Genomic DNA, 12,775 nt, shown 5'->3' with positions numbered 1-12,775 from the left:
TTGTTGCACTAATTACTATAATAAATGGAATAAACATGCGCCTGACGTCTGTTGCTTTACTGCTTTCAAGTGTATTTGCCACCAGTGTTTACAGCACGACTACCGTGGCTAGCGTGCCCAATGCTGCAGAACTAACCGCTCAAGTTGAAAGCAAAGTCATTGCATGGCGCCGCGATTTACATCAACACCCTGAATTATCTAATCGCGAATTTCGCACCAGTAAAGTGATTGAGAAACATCTTAAATCTCTCGGACTTGAAGTGCAGACGGGTATTGCTCATACCGGTGTGGTCGCCATACTAAAAGGCGGCAAGCCTGGGCCATTAATTGGTTTACGCGCTGATATGGATGCGCTGCCCGTTACCGAAGTGGTTGATTTACCTTTTGCCTCTAAAGTAACTGACACTTATCGAAATCAAACAGTAGGTGTGATGCACGCGTGCGGTCATGATACCCATGTTGCCATGCTGATGGGCGTGGCTGAAAACCTCGTAAAAGTAAAAGACAGCCTAGCCGGTGATGTAATGTTTATCTTTCAGCCAGCCGAAGAAGGCGCGCCAGAAGGTGAGCAAGGCGGTGCGGAGTTAATGCTCAAACAAGGCTTATTTGCTAAGCGCAAGCCTGAGCAAGTGTTTGGTATGCATGTTACTTCAAGCATGCCTACAGGTATGATTGGTCTACGTTCCGGCCCTGCAATGGCGAGTGAAGACTCATTTACGATTAAAGTGATGGGCAAGCAAACCCATGGCTCACGTCCTTGGAGTGGTGTTGATCCTATCGTGGCCTCGGCACAAATTATTAATAGTGTACAAACCATTATTAGTCGTCAGGTGGATATTACCAAAGCACCCGCCGTAGTGAGTTTTGGGGCCATTAATGGTGGTATTCGATCGAATATTATTCCTGATGAAGTAGAGCTTATCGGTACTATTCGTACTTTCGATCAAGATATGCGCGCCGACATTAAAGTTAAATTGGCCGAAGTGGCAGCTAATGCCGCTAAAACAGTTGGCGCCACTGCAGTAACCGTGATCCAACCTGGTTATCCGGTTACGGTTAACAACCCAGAGTTAGTCAGCAAAATGCGCCCGGTTATCGCCTCTGTAGTGGGTGACAATATGTTGATTGAGCCAGGACTGATTACCGGTGCGGAAGACTTTTCTTATTACGCATTAGAAACACCTGGGATGTTCTTTTTCTTAGGAGTGACTCCTGCTGACCAAGATATCAATAACGTCGCCAGTAATCACTCTCCAGCATTTTATGTTGATGAAAGTGCCCTTAAGGTTGGCGTACAAACCATGACCCAAATTGCTTTAACCGCATTAAGCGCGGCACAATAGCCCTATTTAAAAACCAATTTTAATAATCCATTTTTAAAAAACCAATTTTAATAAACCATTGGACGATAGCTCAAAAGGAGCGAGATATGACCCGCAAGATAATGGCGTTGCTGATGACGTTAGGTGTACTGAGTGCACCTAATGTGTCAGCGACACAAGCTGAAGATATTAATAGTTTTACCTTAGATAATGGCATGAAGATTATGGTGTTGGAGGATAGTTCTATCCCTAATGCCAATATGTACATTTTTTGGAAAGTGGGTTCGCGCAATGAAGTACCTGGTATTACCGGTATTTCGCACTTTTTTGAACACATGATGTTTAACGGTTCTAAAAAGTTTGGCCCTAAAATGTTTGACCGCACGATGGAAGCTGCTGGTGGCGCCAACAACGCTTATACCAGTGAAGATTTAACGGTATATACCGACTGGTTTCCAGCCAATGGTCTAGAAACTATTTTTGATTTAGAAGCAGACCGCATCGCCAATTTAGACATCAACCCTGAAATGGTTGAGAGTGAGCGCGGTGTGGTGCAGTCAGAGCGTACCACAGGGCTTGAAAACTCTAACTGGCGTACGATTCAAGAAGCGCTTAAAAGTGTCGCCTTTGCGGCGCATCCTTATAGCTGGTCGGTTATTGGTTATGAGTCAGACATTGCAGCTTGGACATTAGCAGACTTACAGCAATACCATAAAACCTACTATGCCCCTAACAATTCGCTAGTGGTGATTACCGGTGATGTGAAGCTAGCCGAAGTGAAAGCCCTGGCTAATCAGTATTTTGCGCCAATTCCGGCCCAAGCCCCACCGAAAGCCGTACGCACGGTTGAACCGCAACAAAATGGCGAACGTCGGGTATTTGTTAAAAAAGAATCGGTAAGCACGCCAAACATTATGTTGGCTTATCATGTACCTGCAACTAGCCATGCAGACTACTATGCATTGGATTTATTAACGTCGATGTTAAGCGAAGGTAATAGCTCACGCTTTTATAAAGCGCTAGTCGACAAGCAATTAGCTGTCGCTGCCGACACTTACATGCCGATGTCGTTTGACCCTAACTTGTTTTATATCTTGGGTGTAGCGAATGCGGGAGTCAGTGCCGAGACTTTAGAAAAAGCTCTCATCGAGCAGATTGATCTAATTTCCGAGCAAGGTGTGACTCAGCAAGAACTTGAAAAAGTTAAAAATATTAAGTTAATGGACTTTTACCGCACGATGGAAACCATTAATGGTAAAGCCAATACTTTAGGCACATACGAGCTGTATTTTGGCGACTATGCAAAACTGTTTAACGCCCCAGAAGCCTATAACAAGGTCACTCCTGCTGATATTCAGCGTGTGGCGCAAACCTATTTAATTAAAGCGAATCGAACAGTCGGTGTGCTCGCTGCTACTGAGGAGTCAGACAAATGAAAACCGTAACTCACACACGTATTAAGATATCGTTATCAGCAATTGCATTAGCGTGTAGCTTAGGGATAAGTGGTTGTGCGACGACCCAGAAAACCACTGCCGACTCCGCCAACCCTGTTACCGCTAGCTTTGTTATGCCAAGCTACCAATCTGTTACCTTAGACAATGGCTTAAAGGTTAAGCTGATGGTGCAAAAAGAAGTGCCATTAGTGACCATTGATGCCGTAGTGAGAGCGGGAGCAGTCAATGATATGACTTCTGGTATGGCTTACATTACCTCACAAAGTTTAATGTTGGGTGCAGCGGGTCAATCAAAGGCCGACATCGAGCAGCAGTTAGATTTTATGGGTGCCAGCATAGACACCAACGCTGATTTAGAAGGCAGTTATATTCGTGCCAATATGATGAGCAAAGATGTTGATACCGTGCTCGATATTTTTAGCCACGTATTGCGTCAACCAGACTTTGATAGCGCTGAATTTGATAAACTAAAACAGCGCGAAATTGTGGGTTTATCACAGCAAAAAGAAAGTCCTCGAGCAGTGATTGGTCGCTACTTCAATAAGTTAGTCTTTGGTGATCATCCTTATGCCAATCCGGTATCAGGCAATAGTGACACCATTGGTAAACTTTCTGTTGAGGAGTTACGTGCTTTTCATAAAGGCTATTATCAACCAAACAACATGACCATTAACGTGGTGGGCGATTTTGATGTTGCCGACATGACCGCTAAACTGAATAAAGCCTTTGGTGATTGGCAGACCACTGAAACCGTGGTTCAGCCAGATTTAAGCCAACATTTACCAACATTAACCCAACCTCACGTACTGTTGGTCGATAAGCCTGACGCAATTGAAACCACCTTTTTAATTGGTGGCGTGGGGATCCGTTATGACAATCCTGATTATGTTGGGTTAACTGTAGTGAACACCATTTTAGGTGGTCGTTTTACTTCATGGTTAAATGATGAATTACGCGTCAATGCCGGATTAACTTACGGTGCCCGTTCTGGTTTTAGCCCTTATGCTCAATCTGGGGTATTCCAAATCAGTACTTTTACTAAGTCATCGACCACTAAAGAAGCCATTGATTTAGCCTTAAAAACCTATGCTCGTTTATGGGAGAAGGGCATTGATCAAGCAACTTTAGATTCTGCCAAAGCCTATGTTAAAGGCCAGTTCCCACCTAAGTATGAGACGAGTGGACAGTTAGCCGGTTTATTGTCTGACATGTATCTGTATGGCTTTAATGATGATTTTATTAATCAATTTCAAGCTAAAGTAGATGGACTTACCCTTGCAGACACTCAACGTTTGATTAAGCAATATTTCCCACAACAAAACTTACAGTTTGTGTTGATTGGCAACGCTGAAAACATTGCTGATATTGCGGCGCAATACGGTGAAGTGACTAAAGTTGATATCACTGCGACGGGTTTTGGTCAGTAGTTATTAGTGGGTTAATGACTTATGCAATTAATGGCTTATTCAGTTAATGACTTAGTCTGTTAATTGCACTGTAGTATCGTATGATGGCTCACATAAGTGGGCCATTTTTATGGCTAGATATCATGGTGTCACTGAGTGATTCAATGAGCTCGCTAAGCCAAGATAGATGCAGGCAACATTGGCTATGTTGAGCTTGGGATCCGTTAAGTGTTGAACGCGATTGTGATAAGAGGATGGTTAATGATACATACATGCCGATTTATATTACTGCTAACGGCGATGTTGTTACTGACACATTCAACGTCATCTTATGCTGCGAAAGTAACTTTAGATACGTTTTGTAGCCAACTAGTGGGTGAGTGGCAGGGCAGTGCTGCCAATCCGAATGTTGCGCCGAAGCAGGTAAGCACTTCGGTGATGTGCTCGGCAGATGAACGTAATTTATACATTAGTGTTAGCCGTGGTAGTCGCTTTTCGAACAGTGAAACTTGGTGGTTTAGGCAACAACAAGATCATATTTTATTGGTGTATGCCAATGGGATTACCGATGATATTTCGCAACAGTTAACGCTTTATGAGCAAGCGGGCAGCTACTCATTTTTAGGCAAGGGGGAAATCAATCAACGTCCGGCCTTAGTACAATTGCAGTTCGACCCCATGATGAGTGATACCAAACCGTCAACAGCTGGTTGGCAATGGCAGCAAAGCGCGCACTATTTGGATGACGACAGTGAGCAGTATCAAGTCATTAGAGCTATTAGTCTGCTTAAACCATCGGCAAAGAATACTCTGCCGACAGAATAAAATGAGTGCTTCTTAACACCCACAGTGACTTAGCGATAAAACAAATAAGCGGCAAACAATGCCCAACTCAATAGCAGTAATCCCAGCAACGACCATGTTAAAGGGTTGAATCGACTCTCTGGTTCAATGTAAGACATATCGGAATCGTCATCATTTGAGCTTGTCGCGCTTTTAGATTTTTGCTGCTGTTTACGGGCTTTATCTCGTTCACGAGCCTTAGCCTTCTCACGTTTTTTGTATTCAGCAATCCCCTTTTCAACGCCCGCAGCAATCAGCTTGGTTTGTTCTTTAACTTGCCCAGGTTTTTGGGTTGCTTTAGCAATGGCTAAAGCATCTTGTTGGGTTTCAGGTGATAGCGTCTTTTTCATTACTCAGCGCCTGCAAAACCCAGCTGACGCCATGCTTCATAGCTAATAATGGCGACTGAATTGGATAAGTTTAAGCTACGGCTATTGGCGGTCATTGGGATACGTAAGCGCTGCGCAAGCGGCGTCGCATCAATAATATCCATTGGTAACCCACGGGTTTCGGGGCCAAATAATAATACATCATTTTCTTGGAAAGCAATTTGCGTATGAGGACGGCTACCTTTAGTGGTGCAAGCAATAATACGCTTTCCTGCCATGGCCTCTAAAAAAGCGGCATAGTTTTTATGGCGAGTCACACTGGTTAGATCCGAATAATCGAGTCCCGCGCGACGTAATTTCTTTTCTTCGAGATCAAAACCTAACGGCTCAATCAAATGTAACTGCGAGCCATTGTTGGCGCATAGACGAATGATGTTTCCGGTATTTGGAGCGATTTCGGGTTCATAAAGGGCAATATGAAACATAGCAACCTTAGGTACGAAGCATAAAAAGAGTGGCAAATTATACCCTAACCAAGGTTTGACTGCGAGGCGTTATAAACGCTGACGTTATCAAAATGGGCGATACAGCCCTGATGATAATTGCTGGTTGGGCGCTGACACATAGGCAATAACAACCTGATAAAATACTGGCTATTTTATTGATGCCTTCGCGCTATAGTTCGCATATCGAGAAATAAAAATTCCATGCTTATTCCTCAACCAAAATAAGAGCTTAGATAATATTGGCGCCACTTTCAGGATCTCGTGATTGTGCCGCTTGTTGACGTATATCATCGGTATCGCTGCTGATGTCATCGCTAGTTTCATTATGGGCATCTTCTAATGACTCTTGGGCTTTGTTGCTGTTGTGCTCAGTGCTCTGTATCGTATTCAGAGGTGTTTCACCTTGCTGATGTCCATTGGTGACTAATTGTATCCCTTGAGGGAAAATACGTTCGCGGGCGTCGTCAGGCAAGCTTATCTGATTCGCTTCATAAGCGCGCACCAGCAAGCGCATTAAAATTGAAGCCACTTTTGGAACACTGTGAGTTTCAGCATTGACCCAAAAATACACTTGTAGATTAATCGTCGATGAACCAAGGTTTTTTATCAGCACCTGCGGCTCGGGATCTGCGAGTACGCCGTGATGATCAGTCATGATCTCCATAGCGATGTCTTGAGCCTTACGGATACTTGCATCATAGCCAATGCCAATGACAAAATTGCCACGCATTCTCGGGTTGGCGGTAAGGTTTTTAATCACGTTTTTATAGATAGTGGCATTGGGTATTTGGATATGATTTCCGTCGTAATCGACTAACGTGGTGGCTCTTGCTGTGACTTGCTTTACCACTCCCAAATTCCCTTCGACGGAGATTACATCACCTAATTTGAACGGACGCTGCACACTGAGTAATAAGCTGGAAATAAAGTTTTCGGCGATGTCTTTAAAGGCAAAACCTAAAATCAGCCCAATGACACCAGTGCTGCTAATAATCGCGACCGCAAACTGCGTTAAGCCAGCGAGGCGCAAAAATATATACAGTCCCAATAAGATGATCAATACACTGATGCTGCGCTGCATCACTAAACGGATCAACTCACTTTTTGTCACCCAAGCTAAGGGACTAATCAATAAGCGAGCTAAAGGATGTGAAAGCCAAAATAGGAGTAAAAAAATCGATAACCCTAAAGCCAAACGCGGTAAATAGAGTAAGGCTTTGGCCCAAAATTGCTCAGCATCTTGCTTCAGGGGAGCTAAAGATAAGGGCGCAATAGGTTGCAAGTGAATATTATCCACCACCTGAGTTACACCAGGTAAAGCGGCTATGGTTTGCAGTATGCGCTCTTTACTCGCTTGCTCCGTGGCAGAGCCGTTTAGATTGACGACAGAGCCTTGTATTTCAATGTCTATTGCGCTGCTTGGGTCGTTAATCTGTATCAGTTGTTTCACAGTATCAGGCGAAGGCGCAGCCTGGGCATCAGTAGACACAAAGTTGGTAAGGCAACCAACAGTGACTAAACTCCATAGTAGAATCCATCGACTTAATCTTGGGGATGATCGCTGATTGCAGCGAGAAAAACGGTTTAAAAAAAATCGACAAATCATAAGATTATCCGCAAGGTATTAGCCTGTCATTATTCAATATTAGCAAATAAACTTCAAAGGCACCAAAGGTTGTGAGTGTTATCTGCTAATGTTTTAGAGTATGCAAAAAGGGCTTTTTTCACTTCTAAAGGCATACTAATAGGTCAATATATGGGGTCGTGTAGTTGCTTAAAAACCGATGCTGATTAAGATCTAGAACAGCAACATTAGAAATAGTGGTCTGGTAATTGCTTTGTATATTATGAAAGTGAATACAAATCAGTTCATACACGCTGGGGTAATTGCTAACCTCGGCTCATTCAAAATGGAGAATATCATGGATTTATTACGTATTTTAATCGCAATCTTACTACCACCTCTTGGGGTTTTCCTGCAAGTGGGGCTAAGTAAGACCTTATTATTAAATATAATTTTAACCTTGCTAGGCTACATTCCTGGGATAGTGCACGCGGTATGGGTGATTGCTAAGCGCTAATGGCTGCCAAGATGATTATCCCTAATGGTGAAGCGGCTCAGGCTGCTCACATTTATCGGAAAATGTTGCCAGTTAGGGGTAATTTTTACCTAGTAATGACATGTTTATCAATAATGTGCTTTACGCTGTGTCGTCTATTAAGCTGAGCTAGCTGTTTATTGATACTCGTTTTTTCCCTGCGTATGCAGGGGTTATGGACAATGCCATTACTCAGTCCGATTAGAATATAAGTGGTTGAAGTTTATGTTTTTTATATCGACTAGTTAACCGGTAAACTGATACTGAGCTTAAGGCCTTCGCGCTTTCCTGTTGGGCCGATAAGGTTTTCTGCCACTATACTGCCTTGGTGTAACGTAATGGCGGCTTGAGTGATTGCCAAGCCCAAACCCCAACCGCCGCTTTGCCTGTCTCTGGCAGTGTCGGGGCGATAGAAAGGTTTAAATATAGCTTCGAGTTCTTGTGGCTCTATACCTGGACCGTCGTCTTCCACCGTTATCAATATGTGCTTGCCAACTTGGGCTGCACTAATGGTTATCTGACTATTGGCATAGTAAATCGCATTACGCAGCAGATTTTCTATGGCGCGCGAGAGTGTCTTTGGGTGAAAAGGTAATAGCAGCGCCTCTGGTATATCAATTTGTAATAGTTTGCCTTGCTGCTCGGCTTCAAATTCGGCGTCATCTAACACTTGGCTTAAAGATTCTGCTAATTCGAGTACGACTTTATTTTCATGGCTGGCCAAGCTTACCCGAGATAGAGTGAGCAACTCGCTTATTAGCGCTTCAAGTTGTAGTGCTTCATAGCCGATACGTTCTAGCTCTTCACTTTGCTGCCCTTTTTTACGGCCTAACGCTAAGGCTAATTGCAGCCTAGTGAGTGGTGTGCGCAGTTCATGAGATATGTCGCCCATTAATCTTTGCTGATTGTTAATCATGGTTTGTACGGCATCGGCCATGCCGTTGAAAGCCTGTGCCAATTGGCCCATTTCATCGCGACGATTTGCGGTAGCTGCATCAACTCTGCTAGATAAATCACCTCTAGCGAGGGCATTGGCACTGTGTTTTAGCGAACGTAATGGCTTACCCAAATACCATGCGAGTAAACCGCATAATAAGCCTGACAATAATATGGCTAAGCCTGCAGTCAGTAATTTATTGTCGGCAAAGAAGAAGAACCACGGCCGTGGATGATTATCGGGGAAACGACCAAATAATTGATACGGTTTGCTGTTGACCTCAAAAGAATACGGGCCAAAAATAAGCTCATCTCTAAATTGATGGCTGATCGGTTGGTCAGCTTCTTCTGCCATGAGTTGAAAACGTCTAAATCCACGCGAGACTCGTTTGGTATTTAATACTTGGCCTTCGCCGTCGGTTAAATATAAACGCAATGGGCCGCCATTATGGTTTCTATCACCTTCTTTATTGCGGCTACGGTGCAGACGTTGAAGGTTTTTACCTTCGAGCAATTGAGGTTGCTCTTGTATCCGTTCTGCAACGTTTTTAAGCACTCGCTCAAGGCTGGCAGGTAATGGCGAACGATCATGGTTTTGTTGCAGTAATGGCAATAAAGACACCAGTGCAATAATCAATGAACTGCATAGCCAAAAGCCTAACAATAATTTAAAAAATAGCCCGTTAAATGGATTGTTCTTTAGCATTACGGTATCCAAATATAACCTTTACCGCGCAGGGTTTTGACGCGTGGACGGCCATCTTGGCGCTCTGGTAGTTTCTTGCGTAAGTTAGACAAATGCATATCTAAGCTACGATCAAATGGCATTAACTTTTTGCCTAATACGTTTTCGCTTAATGATTCTTTGGTGACCAGTTCGCCTGACTTTTCGATTAAATGAAACAGCAGTGAAAATTCGGTGCCAGTGAGAATGATTAGTTGCTCATTGCAATAGGTTTCTTGGCGGGTAGGGTCGAGACGTAAATCACCAAACTGCATCATTTCATTGGCTTGGCTATCTTGCTGAGTCGTTTGTGCTCGACGTAATATGGCTCTAATTCGAGCCACTAACTCGCGGTCATTAAAGGGTTTTGGCAAATAGTCATCGGCACCAATTTCAAGGCCGACAACTCGGTCAATTTCATCACCGCGAGCGGTTAGCATTAATACCGGTGTTTGCTTGCGTTGGCGTAAAGCACGCAAGACTTCAAAACCATTCAGTTTAGGCAGCATCACGTCAAGAAGGATTAAATCGAAGTCTTGCTGTTGCGCCATCATCAGCCCTTGCTCACCATCATAAGCTTGGGTTAGTACAAAGCCTTCCAACTCAAGTAATTGGCTGAGTAGATCGGATAAACCAATATCATCGTCGATCAGTAAAATACGATTCATAACTTTCCTCTGGCACAAAGAAAATCTGTATGTTGAAGCTAACATACAGATTTTTCGATCAATTAAGCTTATCTTATGCCAAGATTAAATCATATCAACATTGCACAGTTTTACATTTATCCTGCTTTATTTTGCACTATGTAGCGTTTAATTCTGGCAATAATAAAGGTCAGTACAATAGACCCCAAAATCAGACCTACAGAAAAGACTGCATTTTGCAGTGAGTTAGGGTTAAACACTAACATGCTGCCTAAACCTAACATCATAATACCTGACATCAGTTTAAGTACTTCGCCTTCTTTTTCGGTCAGTTTGCGTTTACCTAAGGTCATTGAGAATACAATCACAATAGCGGCAAGTGGAATAACGTAAACCACATTATAAGCGATGAGGTATAAGTAACGCTGCATGGTATCGAGATCTGATAACGACAACACTGAGGTGTAAATCATTGGAAAACCTGCGGTGCAAAGCAGTTCATAAGTGTTAGCTAAAATAGCCAGAATCGTTGAGCCTAAAATCATTGTTGGTAACGAGCTGGCTTTAGATAATTTGCCCATCCGTTTAATAAGCGAGCCACGATTTTCAACTGACATTGAAAGGCTAACGTCGCCGCGGCCGTAAAAGTAATCTTTTATATTCACTATGGCCGCAATCAATGCCAATACCCCCGCACAAGTGATAATGATACCGCCATCACCGCCGCCAAGTAGTTGGAATAAGTTAAGCCAGGCGCTCATAAATATAAAGTAGATAAAGCCTGAGAAGAATACAAAAATACCGCCTACCAATAACATACGTTTGCGGCTGCCTGCATTAACCATGATGCTCAGTAAAAACAGCAACACGAAAAATGCGCAAGGATTAAAAGCATCGACACCAGCGAGTACTAAGGTGAGCACTGGCAATGACATTTCTTCAGGGTGCACTGCACCAATGAGTGGAATGTCGACAGGCTGAACAGTTGGTATAGGGGTAATGTCACTGGCTTGGTCAAATGACATGCCACACGAACCTTCGGCTTCTGGGTCGTCACTTGTGTCACTACAGGTTTCAAATAGTGGTGGGCTTACCACTGGCGTAGCGCCTAAGAAATCATCGAGCTTATTACCAATGTCAGCTTTACCACCTTGGCGTTGATAGCAGTTAACTAAGCGCTCTAGGATGTAACGCCCTGTGACATCGTGGCTGTTATAGCCAACAACGGCCTCGCCACAAATGGCAAAGTAGGGCACCGATTTAGGTTCAACACCAGTGTGTTGGCCCATTTCCATGAGTTTATCGACATTGCCGGGTTCGCTAATGGCGTAGTCATGTAATTCTATCCAGTCAAAACGTTCGCCTAAAGCATCAATAAAAGGATGCGCTTCACGACAATGAGGACAGGTTTTAGACCAAAAGAAATGCAGTTTAACCACAGGCTGCTGGTTTTGCTGAGTATACCAAAGTGAGTCGTCTGTTGAGGCCGCGGTACTGGCTATTGAGCTGGGTGCCAATATCAGTACACAAAGAAGTAACAGTAATTGGCCAATCAATCGGTTCATAATGTATTCCATTAAAGCGCTAATAGTTAGATTTTATGCCCTAATATGAATACTGTAAGGATCAAGTCTGAATTACGTTAACTGGCTCGCATTACTGCGATTTTTATCATTCAATATGCCAACTTGATCATGAATTACTGGCGCTAAAGTGCTATGAAAACGTTCTTTACATAGGTTTACTCAGTCTTAACCCTCATTGACATTGCATTCGGTAAACTGAGTATCAAATCTGCTAAGGCAGAAAATAAATCCCATTCATACCGAGGTACTTAACAATGAAAACATCATCAATCATCAAAACGAGTTTAGTTGCCTTAGTGGCAAGTTCGGCTTTATTAGCTGGCCAGTTATATGCAGTTGATGCAGCTGATAACACTGTAAAAACTGAAAATGTTGCCGCTAAAGGTGACCGACATCATGGTCACAAAGGTGGCATGCATAAAATGCTTCGTAAACTGGACTTAACTGATGCCCAAAAAGTTCAAGTAAAAGCCATCTTCGATAAGTACAAAGCTAACCGTCCTGAGCGCCCAACTAAAGAGCAGCGCGCTGAGCACCGTACAGAAATGTTAGCGTTAATCACTACCGCTGGTTTTGACGAAGCAAAAGCAACTGAAATGGCTGAAGCACAGCAACAAAAGCATTTACAAAAGATGCTGACGCATTTGAAAATGCAAAACGAAATTTATCAATTATTAACGCCTGAACAGCAACAAACGTTTCAAGATAAATTTAAGCTAGGTAAAGGCCACAAACCGCGCCGTTAATGATTAACTGATACAACATCAGGTTAAATAGATAAAAGCCATTACCTTGGGGTAATGGCTTTTTTATTCATGCAAGTTTGCTAATGGTCACACTTTGCATAAGACCAGCAACGACTTTAGTAAACTTTATCCTAATCGAGCAATGAACTTGCTATAGTAATAGCAGATAAATCA

Annotated in this window: 12 protein-coding genes; 6 read left to right on the top strand and 6 right to left on the bottom strand. The window is 43.1% G+C overall.

Annotated elements, in window-relative coordinates:
- Window positions 1–35 precede the first annotated feature (35 nt).
- The 4 genes from AAEY99_RS00860 to AAEY99_RS00845 all read left to right on the top strand — a co-directional run bounded on the left by AAEY99_RS00860 (window position 36) and on the right by AAEY99_RS00845 (window position 5,010).
- The gene (locus AAEY99_RS00860; RefSeq protein WP_192114029.1) at window positions 36–1,343 is read left to right on the top strand and encodes an amidohydrolase; all 1,308 of its coding nucleotides are present in this window, start codon (window positions 36–38) and stop codon (window positions 1,341–1,343) included.
- Between the two features lie 101 nt (window positions 1,344–1,444).
- Window positions 1,445–2,758 carry a M16 family metallopeptidase gene (locus tag AAEY99_RS00855; protein WP_502959484.1) on the top strand — a complete coding sequence of 438 codons (1,314 nt, stop codon included), beginning with the start codon at window positions 1,445–1,447 and terminating at the stop codon, window positions 2,756–2,758.
- On the top strand, window positions 2,755–4,206 hold the full coding sequence (locus AAEY99_RS00850; protein WP_350977413.1) for a M16 family metallopeptidase: 1,452 nt from the start codon (window positions 2,755–2,757) through the stop codon (window positions 4,204–4,206). The genes AAEY99_RS00855 and AAEY99_RS00850 overlap by 4 nt, the downstream gene beginning before the upstream one ends.
- A 240-nt stretch (window positions 4,207–4,446) precedes the next feature.
- Complete coding sequence (locus AAEY99_RS00845) at window positions 4,447–5,010, top strand: hypothetical protein (protein ID WP_351008584.1); 564 nt, start codon at window positions 4,447–4,449, stop codon at window positions 5,008–5,010.
- A gap of 29 nt (window positions 5,011–5,039) precedes the next feature.
- Here the strand turns inward: AAEY99_RS00845 and AAEY99_RS00840 are convergent, their stop codons facing one another.
- From AAEY99_RS00840 to AAEY99_RS00830, 3 genes are all read right to left on the bottom strand, one after another.
- Complete coding sequence (locus AAEY99_RS00840; protein ID WP_101084929.1) at window positions 5,040–5,378, bottom strand: DUF2956 domain-containing protein; 339 nt, start codon at window positions 5,376–5,378, stop codon at window positions 5,040–5,042.
- Complete coding sequence (trmL, locus tag AAEY99_RS00835) at window positions 5,378–5,842, bottom strand: tRNA (uridine(34)/cytosine(34)/5-carboxymethylaminomethyluridine(34)-2'-O)-methyltransferase TrmL (RefSeq protein ID WP_059745837.1); 465 nt, start codon at window positions 5,840–5,842, stop codon at window positions 5,378–5,380. Before trmL ends, AAEY99_RS00840 begins: the two co-directional genes overlap by 1 nt.
- A 250-nt stretch (window positions 5,843–6,092) precedes the next feature.
- A complete protein-coding gene (locus AAEY99_RS00830) occupies window positions 6,093–7,469 on the bottom strand; it encodes a mechanosensitive ion channel domain-containing protein (RefSeq protein WP_351008581.1) in 1,377 nt (458 codons plus the stop codon).
- 316 nt (window positions 7,470–7,785) lie between these two features.
- On the opposite strand from AAEY99_RS00830, the gene AAEY99_RS00825 reads away from it, so the two are divergent.
- Window positions 7,786–7,944 (top strand): YqaE/Pmp3 family membrane protein, encoded by a 159-nt coding sequence (locus tag AAEY99_RS00825; RefSeq protein ID WP_011635799.1) that lies wholly within the window; start codon window positions 7,786–7,788, stop codon window positions 7,942–7,944.
- Between the two features lie 259 nt (window positions 7,945–8,203).
- On the opposite strand, the gene AAEY99_RS00820 is transcribed toward AAEY99_RS00825, so the two are convergent.
- From AAEY99_RS00820 to AAEY99_RS00810, 3 genes are all read right to left on the bottom strand, one after another.
- The gene (locus AAEY99_RS00820) at window positions 8,204–9,604 is read right to left on the bottom strand and encodes an ATP-binding protein (protein ID WP_182743313.1); all 1,401 of its coding nucleotides are present in this window, start codon (window positions 9,602–9,604) and stop codon (window positions 8,204–8,206) included.
- Complete coding sequence (locus AAEY99_RS00815; protein ID WP_059745835.1) at window positions 9,604–10,290, bottom strand: response regulator; 687 nt, start codon at window positions 10,288–10,290, stop codon at window positions 9,604–9,606. The genes AAEY99_RS00820 and AAEY99_RS00815 overlap by 1 nt, the downstream gene beginning before the upstream one ends.
- 116 nt (window positions 10,291–10,406) lie before the next feature.
- The gene (locus AAEY99_RS00810) at window positions 10,407–11,834 is read right to left on the bottom strand and encodes a thioredoxin family protein (RefSeq protein ID WP_351008578.1); all 1,428 of its coding nucleotides are present in this window, start codon (window positions 11,832–11,834) and stop codon (window positions 10,407–10,409) included.
- Between the two features lie 275 nt (window positions 11,835–12,109).
- Between AAEY99_RS00810 and AAEY99_RS00805 the strand changes: the two genes are divergently transcribed.
- On the top strand, window positions 12,110–12,601 hold the full coding sequence (locus tag AAEY99_RS00805) for a Spy/CpxP family protein refolding chaperone (RefSeq protein WP_350996663.1): 492 nt from the start codon (window positions 12,110–12,112) through the stop codon (window positions 12,599–12,601).
- Window positions 12,602–12,775 lie beyond the last annotated feature (174 nt).

It is taken from the genome of Shewanella sp. S1-58-MNA-CIBAN-0166, assembly GCF_040310085.1.
Classification (GTDB): domain Bacteria; phylum Pseudomonadota; class Gammaproteobacteria; order Enterobacterales; family Shewanellaceae; genus Shewanella.
The sequence above is the reverse complement of the archived record's forward strand: the minus strand, read 5'-3'. Positions and strand labels throughout refer to the sequence as shown.

Coding starts and splice junctions, on each gene's coding strand:
- trmL (WP_059745837.1), bottom strand. CDS start 5,842: ATGTTTCATATTGCCCTTTATGAACCCGAAATCGCTCCAAATACCGGA.
- AAEY99_RS00840 (WP_101084929.1), bottom strand. CDS start 5,378: ATGAAAAAGACGCTATCACCTGAAACCCAACAAGATGCTTTAGCCATT.
- AAEY99_RS00820 (WP_182743313.1), bottom strand. CDS start 9,604: ATGCTAAAGAACAATCCATTTAACGGGCTATTTTTTAAATTATTGTTA.
- AAEY99_RS00855 (WP_502959484.1), top strand. CDS start 1,445: ATGGCGTTGCTGATGACGTTAGGTGTACTGAGTGCACCTAATGTGTCA.
- AAEY99_RS00830 (WP_351008581.1), bottom strand. CDS start 7,469: ATGATTTGTCGATTTTTTTTAAACCGTTTTTCTCGCTGCAATCAGCGA.
- AAEY99_RS00815 (WP_059745835.1), bottom strand. CDS start 10,290: ATGAATCGTATTTTACTGATCGACGATGATATTGGTTTATCCGATCTA.
- AAEY99_RS00845 (WP_351008584.1), top strand. CDS start 4,447: ATGATACATACATGCCGATTTATATTACTGCTAACGGCGATGTTGTTA.
- AAEY99_RS00825 (WP_011635799.1), top strand. CDS start 7,786: ATGGATTTATTACGTATTTTAATCGCAATCTTACTACCACCTCTTGGG.
- AAEY99_RS00810 (WP_351008578.1), bottom strand. CDS start 11,834: ATGAACCGATTGATTGGCCAATTACTGTTACTTCTTTGTGTACTGATA.
- AAEY99_RS00850 (WP_350977413.1), top strand. CDS start 2,755: ATGAAAACCGTAACTCACACACGTATTAAGATATCGTTATCAGCAATT.
- AAEY99_RS00860 (WP_192114029.1), top strand. CDS start 36: ATGCGCCTGACGTCTGTTGCTTTACTGCTTTCAAGTGTATTTGCCACC.
- AAEY99_RS00805 (WP_350996663.1), top strand. CDS start 12,110: ATGAAAACATCATCAATCATCAAAACGAGTTTAGTTGCCTTAGTGGCA.